This window comes from Paracoccus alkenifer (assembly GCF_900108405.1).
Taxonomy (GTDB): Bacteria; Pseudomonadota; Alphaproteobacteria; order Rhodobacterales; family Rhodobacteraceae; genus Paracoccus; species Paracoccus alkenifer.
This window is the reverse complement of the sequence record NZ_FNXG01000002.1, coordinates 495,988-516,054: the sequence shown is the minus strand read 5'-3', so window position 1 is coordinate 516,054 and position 20,067 is coordinate 495,988. Positions and strand designations below refer to the sequence as shown.

Sequence of the window (20,067 nt, the reverse complement as noted above, 5' to 3'; positions counted from 1 at the left end):
TTGCGCGCGGGGTCCGGGCAATTCTCGCGGCTTCTTTGCCTTGCCCGCCCGCGGGGCCTTGCCTAAGAAGCCGGCTGAAACCACAAGAAGGGACGAACCCATGAGCAGCTTGCGCACCAAGGGCAAATCGACGGTGGTCTGGTTGCTGATGGGGCTGCTGCTTCTGGGGCTGGGCGGGTTCGGCATCACCAATTTCTCGGGCGTCAGCTCGGGCGCGATCGGCGCCGTGGGCAGCGCCGAGATCGACAGCCGCGATTATGTGCGCGGCGTGCGGTCCGACATGCAGGGGTTTGCGATGCAGACCGGGCAATCCCTGACCGCCGAGCAGGCCCGCGCCATCGGCATTCCCCAGCAGGTCCAGTCGCGGCTGTTCGCCGCGGCCGCGCTTGAGGCCGAGGCCCGGCGCATCGGCCTGTCGGTGGGCGACGACGTGGTGCTGCGCGACGTGACCTCGGCCCCCGCGTTCCAGACGGCGGGCGGGCAGTTCGATGCCGCGCTGTATCAGGACGTGCTGCGGCGCGAGGGGCTGACCCCCGCCCGGTTCGAGGAAGACGTGCGCATGGATGCCGCGCGGGTGCTGTTGCAGGACGCGGTGGTGGGCGGGGTCAAGGCGCCCGCGACGCTGCGCGACACCACCGCCCGCTGGATCCTTGAACGGCGCGATTTTTCCTGGGACGAGCTGACGGCCGAGGATCTGGCCGCGCCGATCAACCCTCCGGACGAAGAAACCCTGATCGCCTGGCATCAGGCCAATGCGGCGCAGTTCACCCGCCCCGAGCGCCGCCATATCACCTATGCCTGGCTGACGCCTGAAATGCTGGAATCCACCGTGCAGCTGGACGATTCTGCGCTGCGCGATCTTTACCAATCCCGCATCGACGAATTCCAGCAGCCCGAGCGCCGCATGGTCGAGCGTCTGGTCTATTCCTCGCAAGCCGAGGCCGAGGCCGCCAAGGCAAGGCTGGACGCGGGCGAGGCCAGTTTCGAACAGCTGGCGGCCGAGCGCGGACTGACCCTGACTGACATCGACCTGGGCGAGCGCGCCGAATCCGAACTGGGCGCCGCCGGGGCCGCGCTGTTCGCGCTGGACCAGCCCGGCGTGGTGGGGCCGCTGCCCTCGGACCTCGGCCCGGCCCTGTTTTCGATGAATGCGATTCTCGACCCGGTGGACGTGTCGTTTGAGCAGGCAATGCCCGAGCTGCGCGGCGAGGCCGCGGCCGACCGCGCCCGCCGGGTGATCGAGGAACAGGCCCATGATCTTGAGGATCTGGTCGCAGGCGGCGCCTCGGTCGAGGATCTGGCCGCGGATACCGACATGCAGCTGGGCGAGATCGAATTCTCGGCCGACACCCCCTCGCAGGGGATCGCCGCCTATGAGGCGTTCCGCCAGCTTGCGCCTTCGCTGACCGAGGGCGAGTTCCTACAGCTTCACCAACTGGACGACGGCGGGCTGTTCGCGCTGCGGCTCGATCAGCTGATCGCGCCCGAGCTGATCCCGTTTGACGAGGTGCGCGAGCTGGTGCTGGCCGACTGGACCGCCGCCGAGACCCGGCGCGAGCTGAAGATCCGCGCCGAGGAACGCGAGCTGGTGCTGGAATCCGTGGCCAACGGCGACCTGCCCGCGGAGCCGGCCGAAACCGATGCGGGGGCGGGATCCGATGCCGCACCCCAGCCCGCGCCGCCGACGTTCCAGACCGCCACCGATGTCGAGCGCGATTTCGGGATCGAGGGCGTGCCGGCCGCGGTCGTCACCCGGGGCTTCATGCTTGAAAACATCGGCGACGCCGCTGCCGTCGAGGCCGAGGGCCGGGTGTTCCTGATCCGCCTGGACGCCATCAGATCCTCGGACCTCTCGGCGCCCGAATCGCAGCCGGTGCTGAACGGGGTCGAGGCGAGACTGACCGAATCCGTGCGCTCGGACCTGTTCGACGCCTATGTCCGCGCCCTGCAAGCCAGCCACGGCGCCACCATCAACGACAGCGCGCTGAACGCTGCGAATGCGATGATCCAGTGATGGAACTTACCCCCGATTTCCCCGCGTTCGAGCGTGGCTGGGCCGAGGGCCGCAACCAGCTTGTGATGATCCGGCTGGCCGCGGACCTTGATACGCCGGTCAGCCTGATGCTGAAACTGGCCGAGGCCGCGCCCCTGTCCTTCATGCTGGAAAGCGTGACCGGCGGCGAGGTCCGCGGCCGCTATTCCATCGTCGGCATGAAGCCCGACCTGATCTGGGAATGCCGCGGCACGCAGGCCCGCATCAACCGGCAGGCGCGCTATTCCGACGCCTTTGAGGACGATCCGCGCCCGCCGCTGGACAGCTTGCGCGCGCTGATCGCCGAAAGCCGGATCGACATGCCCGAGGGCGTGCCGGCCAGCGGCGCCGGGCTGTTCGGCTATCTGGGCTATGACATGATCCGGCTGGTCGAGCACCTGCCGAACGTGAACCCCGACCCGATCGGGGTGCCCGACGCGATGCTGCTGCGGCCTTCGGTCGTGGCGGTGCTGGACGGGGTCAAGGGCGAGGTCTTGCTGTGCGCCCCCGCCTGGCACGACCCCGCGGTGCCCGCCCGCGCCGCCTATGCGCAGGCGGCCGAGCGGGTGATGGAGGCGCTGCGCGCGCTGGACCGCCAGCCGGCCGAGCCGCGCGCGCTTGGCGAGAACCGCACCATCGGCGAGCCGCAGTCGAATTTCACCCGCGACGCCTATATGGCTGCCGTCGAAAAGGCCCGCGACCAGATCCGCGCCGGGGACATCTTTCAGGTGGTGCCGGCGCAGCGCTGGACCATCGAGTTCCCGCTGCCGCCCTTTGCGCTGTATCGCTCGCTGCGGCGGACGAATCCCTCGCCTTTCATGTTCTTTCTCAACATGGGCGGGTTCCAGATCGTCGGCGCCTCGCCGGAAATCCTGGTGCGGCTGCGTGACGGCGAGGTGACGATCCGCCCCATCGCCGGCACCCGCCCCCGCGGCGCCACCCCCGACGAGGACCGCGCCAACGAGGCCGACCTGCTGGCCGACGAAAAGGAACTGGCCGAGCATCTGATGCTGCTGGACCTTGGCCGCAACGACGTCGGCCGGGTGGCAAAACCCGGCACCGTGCGCCCGACCGAGGAATTCATCATCGAGCGCTATTCCCACGTCATGCATATCGTCTCGAACGTGGTGGGCGAGCTGCGCGAGGATCAGGACGCGCTGTCGGCGCTGCTGGCCGGCCTGCCCGCAGGCACCGTCAGCGGCGCCCCCAAGGTCCGCGCGATGGAGATCATCGACGAGCTGGAGCCGGAAAAACGCGGCATCTACGGCGGTGCCATCGGCTATTTCGCGGCGAATGGCGAGATGGACATGTGCATCGCCCTGCGCACCGGCGTGGTCAAGGACGGCAAGCTTTACGTGCAGGCCGGCGGCGGCGTGGTCTATGACAGCGACCCGGCCAGCGAATACATGGAATGCGTGCATAAATCCCGCGCCATGGTGCGCGCGGCCGAGGGCGCGGCGCAGTTCCTGCGCGGGAACGGATAGCGCGGCTCGGGCAAGGCGGGGGCGCAGGCGAAAGCGGGGGCTCTGCCCCCGCGCCCCCGGGATATTTGCGGCAAGATGAAAGAGCGCGCGACGCTGGGCAGCGCGGAACGGCAGCGGCAGCGGCCTCAGCCGGCCGCCATCAGCGCGATGGCGCGGTCCTGTTCCATCAGCCACATCAGGTTGCGGATCGCGAGGCCGCGCCTTGAGGCGAGTTCGGGATCCTGTTCCAGCAGCAGCCGCGCGTCCTGCCGGGCGATTGCCAGCAGTTCGGACTGGCGTTCCAGATCGGCGACGCGGAACCGGGGCAGGCCGGATTGCGCGGTGCCGATCACGTCGCCGGCGCCGCGCATCATCAGATCCTCTTCGGCGATGCGGAACCCGTCCTCGGTCTCGCGCAGGATCTGAAGGCGGCGGCGGCCGGATTCGGACAGAGGTTCGTGGTAAAGCAGCAGGCAGCTTGAGGCGCCGCTGCCGCGCCCGACCCGGCCACGCAGCTGGTGCAGTTGTGCAAGGCCGAAGCTTTCGGCGCGCTCGATCACCATGATCGTGGCCTCGGGGACATTGACGCCGACCTCGATCACCGTGGTGGCGACCAGCAGCTGCGCGCGGCCCTGGGCAAAATCCGCCATCGCCGCGTCGCGGGCGTCGGGCGGCATCTGGCCGTGGACCAGCCGCACCCGATCCCCAAAACGGGCGCGCAGCTGGCGGAAACGTTCCTCGGCGGCGGTGAGGTCAACGGATTCGCTTTCCTCGACCAGCGGGCAGACCCAATAGGCGCGCGCCCCCTGCGCCAGTGCTGCGTCCAGCCGCGCCACCACCTGTTCCATGCGGCTGTCGGGCAGTGCGGTGGTGGTGATCGGCTGGCGGCCCGGCGGCTTTTCGTCCAGCACCGACAGATCCATGTCGCCGAACTGCGCCAAGGCGAGGCTGCGCGGAATGGGCGTCGCAGTCATCACCAGCATATCGGGACGCAGTCCTTTCTGCGCCAGCTCAAGCCGCTGCGCCACGCCGAAACGATGCTGTTCGTCGATCACCGCCAGCCGCAGGTCGGCGAACTCGACTCCGGGCTGGAACACCGCATGGGTTCCGATCAGCAGGTCGATGCGGCCCACGGCAAGATCGGCCAGCAGGGTTTCGCGGGCCTCGCCCTTGTCGCGGCCGGTCAGCACGGCGATGCGCAGCCCCGCGGCATCCGCCAGCGGCGCCAAAGCGGACAGGTGCTGGCGGGCAAGGATTTCGGTGGGCGCCATCAGCACCCCCTGCCCGCCCGCCTCGGCCGCCGCCGCCAAGGCCAGCGCCGCGACCAGCGTCTTGCCCGAGCCCACGTCGCCTTGCAGCAGCCGGTTCATCCGCTGGGGGCTGGCCATGTCGGCGGTGATTTCCGCGACCGCGCGGGTCTGCGCCCCGGTCGGCGGCCAGGGCAGCGCCGCCAGCATCCGTTCGCGCAGCCGCCCGTCGCCCTGCGTCACCCGCCCGGCACTGCGGCGGCGGTCGCGGCGGACCAGCGCCAGCGTCATCTGATGGGCCAGCAGCTCGTCATAGGCCAGGCGTTCGCGGGCGGGGGCGCGGGCGGACAGCTGGTCCATCCCGGTCGGCGCATGGGCCGCGTTGATCGCGTCGAGCCAGCCGGGCCAGCGCCGCTCTGCCAGCAGCGACGGCTCGATCCATTCCGGCAGGGGCGGCGCGCGCTCGATCGCCACTGCGACGGCGCGAGAGATGGTGCGCTGGGTCAGGCTGCCGGCCAGCGGATAGACCGGCTCGAACCCCGGCGGAAGCGGGTCCGAGGGCGGCAGGATATGGTCGGGGTGGACCATCTGCGCCAGCCCGTCGAACAGCTCGGCCTTGCCGGAAACCACGCGGGTCGCCCCCACCGGCAGCTGCGATTCGATCCATTGCTGGCGGGCGTGAAAGAACACCAGCGTCAGGTCGCCCGAATCGTCGCTGCACTGCACCCACCACGGCCGCCCCCTGGCCGAAGGGGGCTGATGGCGCACCACCCGCACGGTGACGGTGGCGATTTCCGGCGGGCGCAGGTCGGAAAGCTGCGCGACGAGGCGGCGCGCGATACCGGCGGCGGGCAGGTGGAACAGCAGGTCGCGGGGGCGGGTGACGGCCAGCAATTCCAGCGCCTCGGCCGCTTTGGGACCGATGCCGGGCAGCGTGTCGGCGCCCGCAAACAGCGGAAACAGGATCGGAGGCCGACCCTTGGGCGGCGGGCGCGGGCTGGCGAGGGCAGGATCGTGCAGCCCGGTGCCCGTGGGTTCCGCCGCTTCGGGTTTTCGTCCGTCCGCCCCTGTCGCTGGTCCCGCCACGTTCGGCCCCTTTGCCCCCTGCCCCGTCAGCTTCGGGCGATCGCCAGCCATGCGTCCTCGTCGATCACCTTGACGCCCAGATCGGCGGCGCGGGCGGCCTTGGACCCCGCGCCCGGCCCCGCCACCAGCAGATCGGTGCGGGCCGAGACCGAGCCTGCGACCTTGGCGCCCAGCGCCTCGGCCCGGGCCTTGGCCTCGGCGCGGGTCATGTGTTCCAGCGTGCCGGTGAACACCACGGTCAGCCCGGCGATGGGGCTGTCGGCGGCGGCGAGTGGCGCCGCGGGTTCCACGGTCAGCTGTTCCAGCAGCCGGTCGATCACCCCGCGCTCGGCCGGCTGCGCAAAGCTGGCGGTGATCGATTCGCCCAGCACCGCGCCGATGCCCTCGATGCCGGTCAGGTCGTCCCACGCGGCGCGGGCGCCGGCGGGCAGGGGCGGGTCGGCGTCCCAGACGGCGGCGCGGGCGGCGGCGATGGCGGCGCGGCGCCCCTCGGCCGCGGCGGCGGCGCGCTCGGCGGCTGCGGCCTCATCGGCGGCGCGGTGGCGGGCGGCGGCGGGGGCGGCGGCGTCCAGCGCGGCCACCAGCGCGTCCCAAGTGCCATAATGGCGGGCAAGCGTGGCCGAGGCGACCTCGCCCACATGGCGGATGCCCAGCGCAAAGATCAGCCGCGCCAAGGGGATAGAGCGGCGTTCCTCGATCGAACGGAACAGGTTTTCCGCCGAACGCTCGCCCCAGCCGTCGCGGTTTTTCAGCCGCGCCAGTCCGGCGGCATCGCGGGCGGCAAGGGTGAAGATGTCGGCGGGCTCGCGGATCGGCAGGGTCGGGTCGGCATGGAACGCCTCGACCTGTTTTGCGCCCAGCCCCTCGATGTCAAAGGCGGCGCGGCTGACGAAATGGCGCAGCCGCTCAATGGCTTGCGCGGGGCAGCCCAAGCCCCCCGAGCAGCGGCGCACAGAATCGCCCGGCTCGCGGATCGCCTCGCTGCCGCATTCGGGGCAGGTGGTGGGAAAGACATAGGGCGCGGCGTTGGTCCGGCGCGACAGATCCACATCGGCGACCTTGGGGATCACGTCGCCGGCGCGGTAAACCTGCACCCAGTCGCCTTCGCGGATGTCGCGGCCCTCGCGGATCTTCTGGCCGCGGGAATCGTGGCCGGCGATGTAATCCTCGTTGTGCAGGGTGGCGTTCGAGACCACCACGCCCCCCACGGTGACCGGCGCCAGTCGCGCCACCGGCGACAGCGCCCCGGTGCGGCCGACCTGAATTTCGATCCGTTCCAGCCGGGTCCAGGCGATCTCGGCGGGAAACTTATGCGCCAGGGCCCAGCGCGGCGTGGTCGAGCGGAACCCCAGCCGGTCCTGCAAGGACAGGTCATCGACCTTGTAGACCACCCCGTCGATGTCGAACCCCAGCGTGGCGCGGCGCTGTTCCAGATCGGCCCAGACCGCCAGCAGATCGGCCAGCGAACTGCAAAGCCGCGGCGAGGTGGTCGCAAACCCCATCGCCGCCAGCCGCGCGATGGCGCCGGACTGAGTGTCCGCCAGCGGCGCGCTGATCTGCCCCCAGCCATAGGCAAAAAACCGCAGCGGCCGGCGCGCGGTGATGCCCGGGTCCAGCTGGCGCAGCGAGCCGGCGGCGGCGTTGCGGGGGTTGGCGAACACCCGGTCGGCGCCGGATTCGTTCAGCGCGGCGAAATCTTCGTGGGTCATGTAGACCTCGCCGCGCACCTCAAGCACATCGGGCGCGGCGGGGATCACGGCCGGGATGTCGGCGATGGTGCGGGCGTTGGCGGTGACATTTTCGCCGGTGGTGCCGTCGCCCCGCGTCGCCGCCTGCACCAGCCGCCCCTGTTCATAGCGCAAGGACAGCGACAGCCCGTCGATCTTGGGCTCGGCCGTCATCGCAAGGGGTGCGTCCGGGGCCAGCCCCAGAAAGCTGCGCACCCGGGCGGCGAAATCCGCCACATCCTCGGGGGTAAAGGCGTTTTCCAGCGACATCATCCGCTGGGCATGGCGGATTTTGGCGAAACGCTCGGACGGGGCGGCGCCGACGCTTTGGGTGGGGCTGTCGGGGGCGGCCAGATCGGGATGCGCCGATTCCAGCGCGGCCAGTTCGCGTTTCAGCGCGTCGTAATCGGCATCCGACATCACCGGCGCGTCGTCGCGGTGATAGGCAAGATCGGCCTCGGCCACGCGTTCGCGCAGCGAGGCGATGCGGGCGGCCATGTCCGCCGCTGTGGTGTCGTCCCGGTCCTGCCCTGCTGTCACTTGCCGCCCATCCCTGCCCTTTGCGTCCGGTCTAGCCAGCCCCGCCCGCGCTTGTCCAGCATCCGCCGGCGGGCGGGGCGGTTGACGCGGTGGCGGCACCCGGATAGCAGCCGGGGCATGGCGCGCGCTCCGCTTTTGCAACTCTCCGGTATTTCCCTGACCTTCGGCGGCAACCCCGTGTTCGACGGGCTGTCGCTGGCCGTGCAACCCGGCGACCGGGTGGCGCTGGTCGGGCGCAACGGTTCTGGCAAATCCACGCTGATGAAGGTGATGGCCGGGCTGGTCGAACCCGACCGGGGCGAGGTCGTGGCCTCGGCCGGGACCACCGTCGGCTATATGGAGCAAGACCCCGACCTGTCCGGCTTTGCCACGCTGGGCGATTTCGCCGCCGCCGGGCTGGATGCGGGCGAGGAATACCGCGTCGCCATGGCCGCCGAGGGGCTGAAGTTCGACCCCGAGCGGCCTGTCTCCACCGCCTCGGGCGGGGAACGCAGGCGCGCGGCGCTGGCGCGGCTGCTGGCCGAGGCGCCCGAGCTGATGCTGCTGGACGAGCCGACCAACCACCTGGACATTCAGGCGATCGGCTGGCTCGAGGAACAGCTGTCCGAGACCCGCGCCGCATTCGTGCTGATTTCCCACGACCGCGCCTTTCTGCGCCGCCTGACCCGCGCCACGCTGTGGATCGACCGCGGCGAGGTGCGCCGGCAGGACCGCGGTTTTGACGCCTTCGAGGAATGGCGCGAGACGGTCTGGGCCGCCGAGGACGAGGCCCGCCACAAGCTCGACCGCAAGATCAAGGCCGAGGCCCGCTGGGCGGTCGAAGGGATCAGCGCGCGGCGCAAGCGCAACATGGGCCGCGTGCGCGCCCTGCAAGCGATGCGCGAGGAACGCGCGGCCCAGTTCCGCCGGCAGGGGACAGCGGCGATGGCGCTGGACGCCGGCCCGCAGACCGGCAAGCGGGTGATCGAGGCGCGCGGCATTTCCAAGAGTTTCGGCGAGCGGGTGATCCTGCGCCCCTTTGACCTGCGGGTGCTGCGCGGCGACCGGGTGGCCTTTGTCGGCCCCAACGGCGCCGGCAAGACCACGCTGATCAGGATGCTGACCGGCGAAATCGCCCCCGACAGCGGCAGCGTGACCCACGGCACCAACCTTGAAATCGCCGTGTTCGACCAGGCCCGCGCCGCCATCGACGATAGCGTGACCCTCTGGGACGCGCTGGCGGGCGATCCCGACATGCGGGTGTCGGGGCGCGCCGATCAGGTGATGGTGCGCGGTCAGCCCAAACACGTGGTCGGCTATCTCAAGGATTTCCTGTTCGACGAGGCGCAGGCCCGCGCCCCCGTGGGCAGCCTGTCGGGCGGGGAAAAGGCCCGGCTGCTGCTGGCGAAGATCATGGCGAAACCCTCGAACCTGCTGGTGCTGGACGAGCCGACCAACGATCTGGACATCGAGACGCTGGACCTGTTGCAGGATATTCTGGGCGATTACGACGGCACCGTGCTGCTGGTCAGCCACGACCGCGACTTCATCGACCGCGTGGCGACCTCGACCGTGGCGATGGAGGGCGACGGCCGCGCGGTGATCTATGCCGGCGGCTGGAGCGATTACCGTGCGCAACGGGGCGAGGATGCACCTGCCGCGGCGGCGGCAGTGGCGGTGGCCCCTGCCCCCGCCCGCCCGGCCGCGGCGGCCTCGCGCCCCTCGGGGCTGAGCTTCACGGAAAAACACCGGCTGGAGGCCCTGCCCGCGATCATGGAACGGCTGGAAGCCGAGATCGCCAAGCTGTCCGAGTTCCTGTCGCAGCCCGACCTGTTCCAGACCGCCCCCGCCAGATTCGCCAAGGCCAGCGAGGGCTTGGCCGAGCGGCAGGCGGCGCTGGCCGCGGCCGAAGAGGAATGGCTGGAGCTGGCCGGGCGGGACGAGGGCTGAGCCGCCGATCCCGCGGTGCCGCCGCAATCGGGGCGCTGCCCCGAACCCCGGGATATTTCCGTGATGAAGAAGCAGCCTGCGGCGCGGTTGCGCGTTGACTCGGGGCGGGCGATCCGCCATACACCCGCGCACCGGCCGGGTTCTGCCCGCTGCCGGCACAGATGATTTCAACACCATCCCCCAAAGGATGCGCTGTCCGAGGCAGGGGCGAAAGCCCGCCGAACGCCGGGAAACCGGGGCCACAGGGCGCGGCAGAAGAGAAAGACGACAGATGTTCGCAGTCCTCAAGACCGGCGGCAAGCAGTACCGGGTCCAGCCCGGCGACGTGCTGCGCGTCGAGAAACTGGACGCCGCCGCCGGCGACAAGGTCCAGTTCAACGAGATCCTGATGGTCGGCGCCACCGTCGGCGCGCCCCTGGTCGAGGGTGCCGGCGTCGTGGCCGAGGTCATCGACAACATCAAGGCCGACAAGGTGATCACCTTTGTCAAGCGCCGCCGCAAGCACTCGTCCAAGCGCACCCGCGGCCATCGCCAGCAGCTGACCCTGCTGCGCGTGACCGACATCCTTGAAAACGGCGCCGACAAATCCGACATCAAGGCTGCGACCGGTGCCCGTGCGGCCCGTCGCGCCTATGCGGCCGAAGCCGCCTCCAGCCGCTGAGGAGACTGATCCATGGCACATAAAAAAGCAGGCGGCTCGTCCCGTAACGGCCGCGATTCCGCGGGGCGCCGCCTTGGCGTCAAGCTGTTCGGTGGCCAGCTGGCCGTTCCCGGCAACATCATCGTGCGTCAGCGCGGCACCACCTGGTGGCCGGGCGAAAACGTCGGCATGGGCCGCGACCACACCCTGTTCGCCCTGACCGAAGGCACCGTTGCGTTCCGCAAGGGGCTGAAAGGCCGAACCTATATTTCGATCCAGCCCGTGGCCACCGCGGCCGAATAAGCCGATCGCAGCAGATCATTGCAACGGGGATCGGCACTGCCGGTCCCCGTTGTCGTTTCAGGGTCGCCCTGCCTTGAGGAGGAGGACGGGCCGCCGATGGGGAGCAGGATGAACCAGACCAGACTCGTGACGAAATCCGCGCCGGATGTGCAGGTTTTCGACCGGACCACCGACAGCACCCGCGCCGACGACCAGCAGGTCATCGCCGCCGGGCGTTTCCTGCTGCGACCGCTGCGGGCAGCCGATGCGGGGCTGATCCAGCTTTACACCGCCGACCGCCGCGTGGCCGAGGGCACCCGCGCCATCCCCCACCCCCTGCCCCCCGGCGCGGCCGAGCAATATGTCGCCCGCGCCATGTCGCCCGAGCGCAACGAGGATGTCTGGGCCATCGACGCCAGCGAATCGGAGCTGGGCGAGCTGCTGGGCGTGGTCTCGCTGACCCGGATCGAGCCAGAGCAGTCCGAGCTGGGGTTCTGGATCGGCTCGGGGTTCTGGAACACCGGCTTTGCCACCGAGGCGGTGCAGGCGCTGGTCGCGGCCAACCCCCACGGCTCGCGCACGCTGTTTGCCGAGGCGTTCCAGGACAACCCCGGCTCGGCCAAGGTGCTGACCAACGCCGGGTTTTCCTATCTTGGCGATGCGGAAAGCTGGTCGGTCGCGCGCGAGGCGCGGGTGCCGACCTGGACCTATCTGCGGCGGATGGGCTGAGGCCCCCCGCGCTGCGCCCTTAGCGGCGCAGCGTCACCGCGTTCTGTCCCGCCTGCACCAGCACCGAATCGATCCGCTCCAGCGCCGCATTGCTGATCGGAAAGGCAACGGTCAGTGTATCGGCGTGGACCTGCGCCGGCATCGCCGCCGCGGCGCTGCCGGGTGCGGGCGGGGCGCCCACCAGTTGCAGCCGCAGCACCCCGTCGGCATCGGGGCGCACCCGCCCTTCGGGCATGGGCGTCGCGGTCACCAGCTCGACATTCCACCAGCCCTTGGTCGGTGCCATGGCGGTCACGACCAGCAGCCGGCCCTCGACCATCGGCTCCCACCGGGCGGTCAGCACCTGCGCGACGGGCAGCCGGTCGGCCCCCGTGCTTTCATATCCGCCCCTGGGTGCCAGCGTATCGGTCGCGCGCGGTGCGGCCTTGCCGCCCCCGAACCAGCGCATCGGATTGAGGCTGCTGTCACCCTTGCCACAGCCGGCAAGCATCAGGCAGGCGGCAAGCGGCCAGATTACGCGGTTCATCGTTTGCCCTTCCCCAAGCTGCGTCTGCGCCTTGATAGGACATCGCTTCCCCGCCCGGAAGGGGTGGCGTGGGAACCCCGACCCGCCGCTTTGACCTTGCCGCCTTGACGCGGTATCGAGACCCCCTGACCAGACGCGAGGACCACCATGGCCACGCCCGCCTTTGAAGACATCGCCGATACTTTCGCCTTTCTGGACGACTGGGAAGAGCGTTACCGCCACGTGATCGAGCTGGGCCGGGCGATGCCGCCGATGGACCCGGCGTTGCAGGTTCCCGCCACCAAGGTCGAGGGCTGCGCCAGCCAGGTCTGGATCCTGCCTCGCATCGAGGACGGGCGTTTCGATTTCCAGGGCGACAGCGATGCGCTGATCGTGCGCGGGCTGATTGCCGTGCTGCACGCGCTGTATTCCGGGTTGCCGGTCGAGCAGGTGGACCGGGTGGATGCCGCGGCCGAGCTGGCCCGGCTGGGGCTGGATGCGCATCTGTCCTCGCAGCGCTCGAACGGGCTGCGGGCGATGGTGCAGCGGATCCGCGAACAGGCGGCGGCGGGCTGAGGGCGGCGACTTGGGCGCAACGGCGCGTCGCGGGCGGGTTCCGCGGCGCCGTTGCATGGGTATTTGGACCAGAAAGAAGCCCCGGAGGCTGGGGATGCGCGGTCAGTCCTGCGCCAGCGCGCGATCAATCGCCGCCACCAGCCGCGGGTCGTCGGGCTTGACCCCGGGCGCAAAGCGTCCCGCCACGCTGCCGTCGCGGGCGATCAGGAATTTCTCGAAATTCCACATCACCTCGGGGTTGGGGTTGACCGCGGCGCCGATGCGCTCGCGCCATTCGGCCTCGGCCACCGCATCGGGGGCGGCGGCGGTCAGGCTTGCGTAAAGCGGATGTTTTTGCGCCCCCGTCACCGCGGTCTTGGCGGCCAGCGGAAAGGTCACGTCGAAACGCGAGCGCGCGAATTCGCAGATTTCCGCGTCGGTGCCGGGTTCCTGCTGCTTGAAGTCGTTGGCCGGCACGCCCAGCACCACCAGCCCCTGGTCCTTTTTGGCGCGATACAGCGATTCCAGCCCCTCATACTGCGGGGTCAGCCCGCATTGCGAGGCGACATTGACGACCAGAAGCACCTGGCCCCGCCACTCGTTCAGGCTGGCATTGCTGCCGTCGTTCATGGTGATGGCAATGTCGCCAAGCTGTGTGGTCATCGACGCGTCTCCCTGATGGTGATCCAGCCGCCGCCAAGGACGCGGGTCGAGCCGGATTCGTAGAATACGCAGGCCTGGCCGGGACTGACACCCTCTTCGGCGGCGGCAAGCTCGATCTCGGCGGTGGTGGGGCCGGTGGGGCGCAGGATTGCGGGCGCCGGCGGGCGGGTCGAGCGGATGCGGACCATGATCTCGCGTTCGCCCGCCTGGGCGAAATCGCCGCCGCCCAGCCAGTTGACCTCGGCCACCGGCACGATGCGGGTCGCGAGCGCGGTCCGTGGCCCCACGATCACCTGCCGCGAATCGGCGTCCAGCCGCACCACATACAGCGGATCGCCCAGGCCCCCGATGCCCAGACCCCGGCGCTGGCCGATGGTATAGTGGATCACGCCGCGGTGGCTTCCCAGCACATTGCCGTCCAGATCGACGATATCGCCCGGCTCGGCGGCGCCCGGGCGCAGCTTTTCGATCACCGCGGCATAGTTGCCCTCGGGGACAAAGCAGATGTCCTGGCTGTCGGGCTTGTCGGCGACGACCAGCCCGTGTTCGGCGGCCAGCGCGCGGGTCTGCGCCTTGCTGGCCAGCCCGCCCAAGGGAAAGCGCAGGAAATCAAGCTGTTCCTGCGTGGTCGAGAACAGGAAATAGCTTTGGTCGCGGTCCTGGTCGGCGGCCATGTGCAGCTCGGCGCCCTCGGGTCCGTCGAAGCGGCGGATGTAATGGCCGGTCGCCATGCAGTCGGCGTCAAGTTCACGCGCGGTTTGCAGCAGGTCGCGGAATTTCACCCGTTCGTTGCAACGGATACAGGGCACCGGCGTCGCGCCGGCCAGATAGGCGTCGGCAAATTCCTCGATCACCGATTCGCGGAACCGGTTTTCATAGTCCAGCACGTAATGCGGGATGCCGATGCGTTCGGCCACCCGGCGCGCGTCGTGGATGTCCTGCCCCGCGCAGCAGGCGCCTTTTTTCTTGAGCGCCGCGCCGTGGTCGTAAAGCTGCAAGGTGACGCCGATCACGTCATACCCCTCGCCTTTCAACTGGGCGGCCACGACCGAGCTGTCGACGCCGCCCGACATGGCGACGACCACCCGCGTTTCGGCCGGCGGGCGCGCAAAACCAAGGCTGTTGAGCGGACGCGTCGCGCCGCGCGGGTCGTGCATTGTCACGGAAACGGTCCATCGGATGGGGCTTTGCGCGAAATATAGGAAAAATGCCGTTCTTTACAACCCGAGCCGTTCACCCCGGCTTAAGACCCCACGTGGCAGATGGTCCCAAGAGAAACTTCAGGGGGCATCCATGTTTGTCCGAAAAACCACCCGACCGCGCACCGTCACCCTGGGCGACGGTCGCATCCTGACCATGGCCGACCTGCCCAGCGGACAGGAACGCTGGGTCGCGCGGCGCAAAGCCGTCGTCGTCGAGGCGGTCACCCACGGTCTGCTGGCCCGCGACGAGGCGATCGAGCGTTACGGCCTGACCGAGGAAGAGCTGGACATGTGGATCGAAACTGTTGCGGAATTGGGACCGTCTGCTTTAAAAATCAAATCGATCCCGAAAAACCGTGTCACACGCGGAATCGCGACGAACAATCCTTGACCTGGTAACCAGATATTAACCTATTGGACAAATCATGGGGGTATCGAGGCGAAAGGACGGAGACCACTTCATGCGGATCCTGCTGGTCGAGGACGACCCCACCACGGCGCGAAGCATCGAACTGATGCTCAACCACGCCAGTTTCAATGTCTATCTGACCGACATGGGCGAGGAGGGAATCGATCTTGCCAAGCTCTATGACTATGACCTGATCCTGCTGGATCTCGACCTGCCAGACATGAACGGGATGGAGGTGCTGCGCCAGATCCGCATGTCCCGGATCGACACGCCGATCCTGATCCTAACCGGCGCCGACGACACCGAAATCAAGCTGCGCGGCTTTGGCTTCGGGGCGGACGACTACATGACCAAGCCCTTTCACCGCGAAGAGCTGGTGGCCCGCATCCAGGCGATCATCCGGCGCTCCAAGGGCCATGCCCAGGCGGTGATCCGCACCGGCCGCATGGTGGTCAACATCGACGCGCGCTCGGTCGAGGTGGACGGGCGGCCAGTGAACCTGACCGGCAAGGAATACCAGATTCTGGAACTGCTCAGCCTGCGCAAGGGCACGACGCTGACGAAAGAGATGTTCCTGAACCACCTCTACGGCGGCATGGACGAGCCCGAGCTCAAGATCATCGACGTGTTCATCTGCAAGCTGCGCAAGAAACTGTCCGAGGCACTAGGGGGCGAAAATCACATCGAGACGGTCTGGGGGCGCGGCTATGTGCTGCGCGACCCGCAGGAAACGGCGCTGGCCGAGCGGATGGCGGTGGGGCTGTAATCGCAACGCCGCTGCTGGTTACGTTGCCGCAGGGGTATTTGGGCCAGAAAGAAATCTCGCAGGGTCTTTCGGGCTGCAACCCCTTTTGGCGCCGCCGCCCGGCCGCTAGGCTGCGTGCCGGAATGCGCCGCCTTCCCGGCGACGGGCAAAGCCGGCGCAACAGGGGGCAGCCATGGCGCAAAAGATCATCATCGACACCGACCCCGGCCAGGATGACGCCGTGGCGATCCTGCTTGCGCTCGCCTCGCCCGAACTCGAGCTGCTGGGGCTGACGATCGTCGCCGGTAATGTGGCGCTCGAGCGGACGTTGCGGAACGCGCTGACGATTTGCGAGCTTGCCGGCCGGCCGGAGCTGCCTGTCCATGCCGGCTGCGATCGGCCGCTTGAGGGCGCGCTGGTCACCGCCGAACATGTGCATGGCGCCTCGGGGCTTGACGGGATCGAACTGCCGGCGCCGCGGATGCGACCCGCCCCCGGCCACGCCGTCGATTTCCTGGTCGACACCTTGCGCCGCGAGCCTGCCGGCAGCGTCACGCTGGTCGCCATCGGCCCGCTGACCAATCTCGCCACCGCCTTTGAACGCGCCCCCGACATCGCAGCACGCGTCGCCCGAATCGTTCTGATGGGCGGGGCGTGGTCCGAGCTGGGCAACGTCACCCCCGCCGCCGAGTTCAACATCCACGTCGACCCCGAGGCTGCCGCCCGCATCTTTGCCTCGGGCGTCGAAATCACCGTGCTGCCGCTGGACGCGACGCATCGGGCGCTGACCAGCCGCGACTGGGTGGAAGCGATGCGCCAGACCGGTCCTGTCGGCCGCGCCGTCGCCAGCTGGACCTCATTCTACGAACGTTTCGACCAGGCGAAATACGGGCGCGAGGGGGCGCCTCTGCACGATCCTTGTGCCGTGGCATGGCTTATCCAGCCAGGGCTTTTCTCGGGCCGCCGCGTCAATGTCGAGATCGAGACCGAGGGCCGCTTTACCCGCGGCATGACCGTCGTCGACTGGTGGGGGACGACCGACCGACCGCCCAACGCCCTGTTCATCCGCGACCTCGACCGCGAGGGGCTGTTTCGCCTGCTTTCGAGCCGCCTCGCCAGCCTGGACCGCGACCGCGCGCCCTGACCCATTGCCGCCTTTTGTCACCGCGGCCGGGCTTCTTTCTGGCCCAAATACCCATGCGACGGCGCATCCTCTGGACAGCGGCCCCGCAGTCCGGCATCCCCCGGGCATGAGCACCCCACCCCGCCCCATGGACATCCCGCCCCATCGCCACAACCGGATGGAAGACGCGCAGGGCATCGCATTCGGGGGGGTGATGGCGGCGTTCGGCGCGATGCTGCTGGGCAGCGCCGGGCTGATCACCGGGCAGCTGGCGGGGCTGGCGCTGCTGATCTCGAACGCGTCGGGTTACGGCTTCGGCCCGGTCTATCTGGCGCTGAGCCTGCCGTTCTACGGTTTCGGCTATCGCCGGCTGGGCGCGGGGTTCCTGATCCGCACCGTTCTGGCCGTGCTGCTGATGGTCGCGACCTCGATGGCGCTGCCGCGGCTGATCGGATTCGAGCATCTGCACCCGGGCGCCGCGGCGGTGCTGGCGGGGTTCGTGTCGGGGGCGGCGCTGCTGGCGCTGTTTCGCCACCGCACCAGCCTGGGCGGAATCGGAGCGGTGGCGCTGGATGTGCAGGACCGTTTCGGCATCCGCGCCGGATGGGTGCAGATGGGCTTTGACGCGGCACTGTTCGCCGCCGCCTTTGCCCTGATGCCGTGGCAGATGGTGCTGTGGTCGGCGCTTGGCGCGGCGGTGCTGAACCTCGTCATCGCGATCAACCACCGCCGCGACCGCTATATCGTCTAGACCTCGACCCCCAGCGCGCGCTTGACGTTGGCGGTCCAGCCCAGCAGCCGCTGTTCGCCCGCGACGATGGCCGGGCGCTTCATTACCGAGGGGCGCGCGCCCAGCATCGCCACCGGTTCCTCGGCCCGCTCATCCTCGGACATCGCCCGCCAGGTCAGGCTGGCGCGGTTGACCAGCTTGGGCCCGAAATCGGTGACGAGCCGCGCGCGTTCCGCCCCGGACAGCGGCGCGGTCTTGACGTCGCGGAAATCTACCGTCCAGCCTGCGCCCTCAAGCGCCGCAATCGCCTTTTGGCAGGTCGAGCAATGCGCCAGACCATACATCTCCAACCGCTTGTCGCTCATCGAATATCCCTTTCGTCACAGATCCCCGCGGCCGGAACGATCCCCCGCCGCATCGTGAAGCCGGGCGCGCACCCGCCGCATCGCCGCCCAGACCGCCAGCACCACCAGCGGCGTGAAAATCGCGACCAGCACCGCGCGGTCGATGCCGAAACCGGTGGCCAGGGGCGTTGCAGCATAACCCAGCAGCCCCACGGCATAATAGCTGATCGCAAACACCGACAGCCCCTCGACCGTGTGTTGCAGCCGCAGTTGCAGGTCGGCGCGGCGGTCCATGCGTTCCAGCAGCGACTGGTTCTGGCCGCTGCGCTGCACATCGACGCGGGTGCGCAGCAGCTCGCCCGCCCGCGCCGCCCGGTCGACCAGCGCCGCCAGCCGCCGCTCGGCGGAATGCACGGTGCGCATGGCGGGCTGATAGCGGCGCACCATGAATTCGGTCAGGGTCTGGCGACCCTGAAAGCGGGTCTCGCGCAGGGTGGCGATGCGGTCGTGGACGATGGCCTCATAGGCGCGGGTGGCGCCAAAGCGGAACCCGTGCTGCGTCGCCGCCGATTCCAGCTGCTGCGACAGGTCCAGCAGCTCCTGCAACGCCGAATCAGGGCTGCCGCTGTCGTCGCCCAGCCGTTCGAGCAGGGTGGCGAGGCGGGTTTCCAGCGTGTTCATCGTCGCGGTCAGCGCCCGCACCCGCGGCAGGCCCAGCATCGACATGGCGCGATAGGTTTCCAGTTCCAGCAGCCGCTGAATGATGCGGCCGATGCGCCCGGCGCCGACATCGGGGGCGACGAACACCGCAAAGCGCATCCATCCGGCCGGATCGACGCGGAAATCGGTGGCAGCGACCCCGGCGCCGTCCAGCACCTGCACTGCGACCAGCCCGTCGGCGGCGAACCACTGCCCCAGCAGCGGGGTGATCGCCGCCGGGTCCTCGGGCATCGGCAGTACCTGCACGATCGCCGCCGCCACCCGCCGCCCCGGCGCGCGGGCTTGCCATTCATCGGGAAACAGCTCGGCCAGCGCCGGGTCAAAGGGCCGTTGCGGCCGGCCGGGCGCAAAGCTGGCGTAGCTGACGAACTCGCTGTGGCTTTCCCAGCGCAGCTCGTGCCGGCCCAGCTGGGCGGCGTAATGCCCGGCCTCGGGCGGCGGCGCGGGGGCGCCGTGGCGCCCCACCAACTCGGCCAGATGCGCCAGATCGACGCTACGGTCGCGGCTGGCAGCATCGCGCGGTTCCTTGAAGGCGACATAGACCGCGGTGCAGGGCACGCTGAGCCGTGGCGACGGGCGGGCGTGCAACTCGTTCACCATCTCATAGCGCAGCGGGTGGTCCAGCGGCCGGGGGTTCGGGGTTCGGGGCAGGTGCTTGTCCATGCAGCGACATCAACCCGCAAACCGCCACCCGCGCAAGCGGTTCGCGCCGTAGCAACCGCAGGCCATACCCCGCCGCTAAGCCTATCGTGATCGCCCCTCGGTTGCCCGGACGCGACGGCTGAGGCAAGATCGGGGCAATAATCACGGGACAGACCATGAAACTTTCGCTCAGACTGCCGATTGCGGCGATGCTGCTGGCGCTGGCGGCGTCCTGCGCGCCCAGCAAGTTCAAGACCTATGACGGCCCGCCGGTCACCCAGATCGTGGTGAACAAGTCACAGCGGCAGATGCTGTTCCTGAGCGGGTCAAGCGTGATCGCGGCCTATGACGTGGGGCTGGGGAATGAGCCGGTGGGCCACAAGCAGTTCTCGGGCGACGGCAAGACCCCCGAGGGGCTGTATTACATCGACCGGCGCAATCCCGACAGCAGCTATCACCTGTCGCTGGGAATTTCCTATCCGAATCCGGTGGATTCCGGGTTCGCGCTGGCGCAGGGGCAGGATCCCGGCGGCGACATCTTCATCCACGGCTGGGGCCCCGAGGGCCACGCGCTGGCGCCCCGCAAGCGCGACTGGACCGCCGGCTGCATCGCGGTGCGCGACGACCAGATCGAGGATATCTATGCCATGGTCCGCGACGGCACCCCGGTGCTGATCAATCCCTGAGCGGCCGGGGCGCGCGCGCCTGCCACAGCGGCGCCCTCGTCCCGCCAAGGGCCTGCACACCCCTGGGG

At 69.2% G+C, this 20,067-nt stretch carries 19 protein-coding genes; 12 read left to right on the top strand and 7 right to left on the bottom strand.

Annotated features, from left to right (window positions below; translation table 11 throughout):
• The first annotated feature begins 100 nt into the window (after positions 1–100).
• Complete coding sequence (locus BLW83_RS06630) at positions 101–2,014, top strand: peptidylprolyl isomerase (protein ID WP_245728661.1); 1,914 nt, start codon at positions 101–103, stop codon at positions 2,012–2,014.
• A complete protein-coding gene (gene trpE, locus BLW83_RS06625; protein WP_090846837.1) occupies positions 2,014–3,516 on the top strand; it encodes an anthranilate synthase component I in 1,503 nt (500 codons plus the stop codon). Before BLW83_RS06630 ends, trpE begins: the two co-directional genes overlap by 1 nt.
• A gap of 125 nt (positions 3,517–3,641) precedes the next feature.
• Here the strand turns inward: trpE and recG are convergent, their stop codons facing one another.
• The gene (recG, locus tag BLW83_RS06620) at positions 3,642–5,879 is read right to left on the bottom strand and encodes an ATP-dependent DNA helicase RecG (RefSeq protein ID WP_090846834.1); all 2,238 of its coding nucleotides are present in this window, start codon (positions 5,877–5,879) and stop codon (positions 3,642–3,644) included.
• Positions 5,855–8,053, bottom strand: coding sequence for an NAD-dependent DNA ligase LigA (gene ligA / locus BLW83_RS06615; RefSeq protein ID WP_090846832.1), 2,199 nt, complete (start codon positions 8,051–8,053; stop codon positions 5,855–5,857). The genes recG and ligA overlap by 25 nt, the downstream gene beginning before the upstream one ends.
• Before the next feature lie 159 nt (positions 8,054–8,212).
• On the opposite strand from ligA, the gene BLW83_RS06610 reads away from it, so the two are divergent.
• From BLW83_RS06610 to BLW83_RS06595, 4 genes are all read left to right on the top strand, one after another.
• Complete coding sequence (locus BLW83_RS06610) at positions 8,213–10,024, top strand: ABC-F family ATP-binding cassette domain-containing protein (RefSeq protein WP_090846830.1); 1,812 nt, start codon at positions 8,213–8,215, stop codon at positions 10,022–10,024.
• A gap of 271 nt (positions 10,025–10,295) precedes the next feature.
• Positions 10,296–10,685: a 50S ribosomal protein L21 gene (gene rplU, locus BLW83_RS06605; protein WP_090846828.1), complete on the top strand. Its 390-nt coding sequence runs from the start codon at positions 10,296–10,298 to the stop codon at positions 10,683–10,685.
• Positions 10,686–10,697: 12 nt separating this feature from the next.
• Positions 10,698–10,967, top strand: a complete 270-nt coding sequence (gene rpmA, locus BLW83_RS06600; protein WP_090846826.1) for a 50S ribosomal protein L27 — start codon at positions 10,698–10,700, stop codon at positions 10,965–10,967.
• 108 nt (positions 10,968–11,075) lie between these two features.
• Positions 11,076–11,675, top strand: coding sequence for a GNAT family N-acetyltransferase (locus tag BLW83_RS06595; RefSeq protein WP_090846824.1), 600 nt, complete (start codon positions 11,076–11,078; stop codon positions 11,673–11,675).
• 19 nt (positions 11,676–11,694) lie between these two features.
• On the opposite strand, the gene BLW83_RS06590 is transcribed toward BLW83_RS06595, so the two are convergent.
• Positions 11,695–12,201, bottom strand: a complete 507-nt coding sequence (locus BLW83_RS06590; RefSeq protein ID WP_090846822.1) for a hypothetical protein — start codon at positions 12,199–12,201, stop codon at positions 11,695–11,697.
• Positions 12,202–12,348: 147 nt separating this feature from the next.
• Here BLW83_RS06590 and BLW83_RS06585 point away from each other — a divergent pair, with 147 nt between their 5' ends.
• Positions 12,349–12,756, top strand: coding sequence for a SufE family protein (locus BLW83_RS06585; protein WP_090846820.1), 408 nt, complete (start codon positions 12,349–12,351; stop codon positions 12,754–12,756).
• A 102-nt stretch (positions 12,757–12,858) separates the two neighbouring features.
• On the opposite strand, the gene BLW83_RS06580 is transcribed toward BLW83_RS06585, so the two are convergent.
• Both BLW83_RS06580 and mnmA read right to left on the bottom strand, forming a co-directional pair.
• On the bottom strand, positions 12,859–13,398 hold the full coding sequence (locus tag BLW83_RS06580) for a glutathione peroxidase (RefSeq protein ID WP_090846818.1): 540 nt from the start codon (positions 13,396–13,398) through the stop codon (positions 12,859–12,861).
• Entirely contained in the window at positions 13,395–14,555 is a 1,161-nt protein-coding gene (gene mnmA / locus BLW83_RS06575; RefSeq protein ID WP_090846816.1) for a tRNA 2-thiouridine(34) synthase MnmA, read from the bottom strand. The genes BLW83_RS06580 and mnmA overlap by 4 nt, the downstream gene beginning before the upstream one ends.
• A 136-nt stretch (positions 14,556–14,691) precedes the next feature.
• Here mnmA and sciP point away from each other — a divergent pair, with 136 nt between their 5' ends.
• From sciP to BLW83_RS06555, 4 genes are all read left to right on the top strand, one after another.
• Complete coding sequence (gene sciP, locus BLW83_RS06570; protein WP_090846814.1) at positions 14,692–14,991, top strand: CtrA inhibitor SciP; 300 nt, start codon at positions 14,692–14,694, stop codon at positions 14,989–14,991.
• 70 nt (positions 14,992–15,061) lie between these two features.
• Complete coding sequence (gene ctrA, locus BLW83_RS06565; RefSeq protein WP_090846811.1) at positions 15,062–15,775, top strand: response regulator transcription factor CtrA; 714 nt, start codon at positions 15,062–15,064, stop codon at positions 15,773–15,775.
• A gap of 172 nt (positions 15,776–15,947) precedes the next feature.
• Positions 15,948–16,898 carry a nucleoside hydrolase gene (locus tag BLW83_RS06560; protein ID WP_090846809.1) on the top strand — a complete coding sequence of 317 codons (951 nt, stop codon included), beginning with the start codon at positions 15,948–15,950 and terminating at the stop codon, positions 16,896–16,898.
• Between the two features lie 106 nt (positions 16,899–17,004).
• Positions 17,005–17,628: a YitT family protein gene (locus BLW83_RS06555; RefSeq protein WP_245728660.1), complete on the top strand. Its 624-nt coding sequence runs from the start codon at positions 17,005–17,007 to the stop codon at positions 17,626–17,628.
• Here BLW83_RS06555 and BLW83_RS06550 read toward each other — a convergent pair.
• Together BLW83_RS06550 and BLW83_RS06545 are read right to left on the bottom strand one after the other, a co-directional pair.
• Positions 17,625–17,972: an arsenate reductase family protein gene (locus BLW83_RS06550; protein WP_245728659.1), complete on the bottom strand. Its 348-nt coding sequence runs from the start codon at positions 17,970–17,972 to the stop codon at positions 17,625–17,627. The genes BLW83_RS06555 and BLW83_RS06550 overlap by 4 nt on opposite strands.
• Positions 17,973–17,987: 15 nt before the next feature.
• Positions 17,988–19,334 carry a DUF3422 family protein gene (locus BLW83_RS06545; protein WP_090846806.1) on the bottom strand — a complete coding sequence of 449 codons (1,347 nt, stop codon included), beginning with the start codon at positions 19,332–19,334 and terminating at the stop codon, positions 17,988–17,990.
• Between the two features lie 155 nt (positions 19,335–19,489).
• Between BLW83_RS06545 and BLW83_RS06540 the strand changes: the two genes are divergently transcribed.
• A complete protein-coding gene (locus BLW83_RS06540) occupies positions 19,490–19,999 on the top strand; it encodes a L,D-transpeptidase family protein (protein ID WP_090846804.1) in 510 nt (169 codons plus the stop codon).
• The last annotated feature ends 68 nt before the right edge of the window (positions 20,000–20,067 follow it).

What these genes read in the sequence shown, in the direction of transcription:
- BLW83_RS06630 (WP_245728661.1), top strand. Translation starts at nt 101, where the DNA reads ATGAGCAGCTTGCGCACCAAGGGCAAATCGACGGTGGTCTGGTTGCTG.
- trpE (WP_090846837.1), top strand. Translation starts at nt 2,014, where the DNA reads ATGGAACTTACCCCCGATTTCCCCGCGTTCGAGCGTGGCTGGGCCGAG.
- recG (WP_090846834.1), bottom strand. Translation starts at nt 5,879, where the DNA reads ATGGCTGGCGATCGCCCGAAGCTGACGGGGCAGGGGGCAAAGGGGCCG.
- ligA (WP_090846832.1), bottom strand. Translation starts at nt 8,053, where the DNA reads ATGGCCGCCCGCATCGCCTCGCTGCGCGAACGCGTGGCCGAGGCCGAT.
- BLW83_RS06610 (WP_090846830.1), top strand. Translation starts at nt 8,213, where the DNA reads ATGGCGCGCGCTCCGCTTTTGCAACTCTCCGGTATTTCCCTGACCTTC.
- rplU (WP_090846828.1), top strand. Translation starts at nt 10,296, where the DNA reads ATGTTCGCAGTCCTCAAGACCGGCGGCAAGCAGTACCGGGTCCAGCCC.
- rpmA (WP_090846826.1), top strand. Translation starts at nt 10,698, where the DNA reads ATGGCACATAAAAAAGCAGGCGGCTCGTCCCGTAACGGCCGCGATTCC.
- BLW83_RS06595 (WP_090846824.1), top strand. Translation starts at nt 11,076, where the DNA reads ATGAACCAGACCAGACTCGTGACGAAATCCGCGCCGGATGTGCAGGTT.
- BLW83_RS06590 (WP_090846822.1), bottom strand. Translation starts at nt 12,201, where the DNA reads ATGAACCGCGTAATCTGGCCGCTTGCCGCCTGCCTGATGCTTGCCGGC.
- BLW83_RS06585 (WP_090846820.1), top strand. Translation starts at nt 12,349, where the DNA reads ATGGCCACGCCCGCCTTTGAAGACATCGCCGATACTTTCGCCTTTCTG.
- BLW83_RS06580 (WP_090846818.1), bottom strand. Translation starts at nt 13,398, where the DNA reads ATGACCACACAGCTTGGCGACATTGCCATCACCATGAACGACGGCAGC.
- mnmA (WP_090846816.1), bottom strand. Translation starts at nt 14,555, where the DNA reads ATGCACGACCCGCGCGGCGCGACGCGTCCGCTCAACAGCCTTGGTTTT.
- sciP (WP_090846814.1), top strand. Translation starts at nt 14,692, where the DNA reads ATGTTTGTCCGAAAAACCACCCGACCGCGCACCGTCACCCTGGGCGAC.
- ctrA (WP_090846811.1), top strand. Translation starts at nt 15,062, where the DNA reads ATGCGGATCCTGCTGGTCGAGGACGACCCCACCACGGCGCGAAGCATC.
- BLW83_RS06560 (WP_090846809.1), top strand. Translation starts at nt 15,948, where the DNA reads ATGGCGCAAAAGATCATCATCGACACCGACCCCGGCCAGGATGACGCC.
- BLW83_RS06555 (WP_245728660.1), top strand. Translation starts at nt 17,005, where the DNA reads ATGAGCACCCCACCCCGCCCCATGGACATCCCGCCCCATCGCCACAAC.
- BLW83_RS06550 (WP_245728659.1), bottom strand. Translation starts at nt 17,972, where the DNA reads ATGAGCGACAAGCGGTTGGAGATGTATGGTCTGGCGCATTGCTCGACC.
- BLW83_RS06545 (WP_090846806.1), bottom strand. Translation starts at nt 19,334, where the DNA reads ATGGACAAGCACCTGCCCCGAACCCCGAACCCCCGGCCGCTGGACCAC.
- BLW83_RS06540 (WP_090846804.1), top strand. Translation starts at nt 19,490, where the DNA reads ATGAAACTTTCGCTCAGACTGCCGATTGCGGCGATGCTGCTGGCGCTG.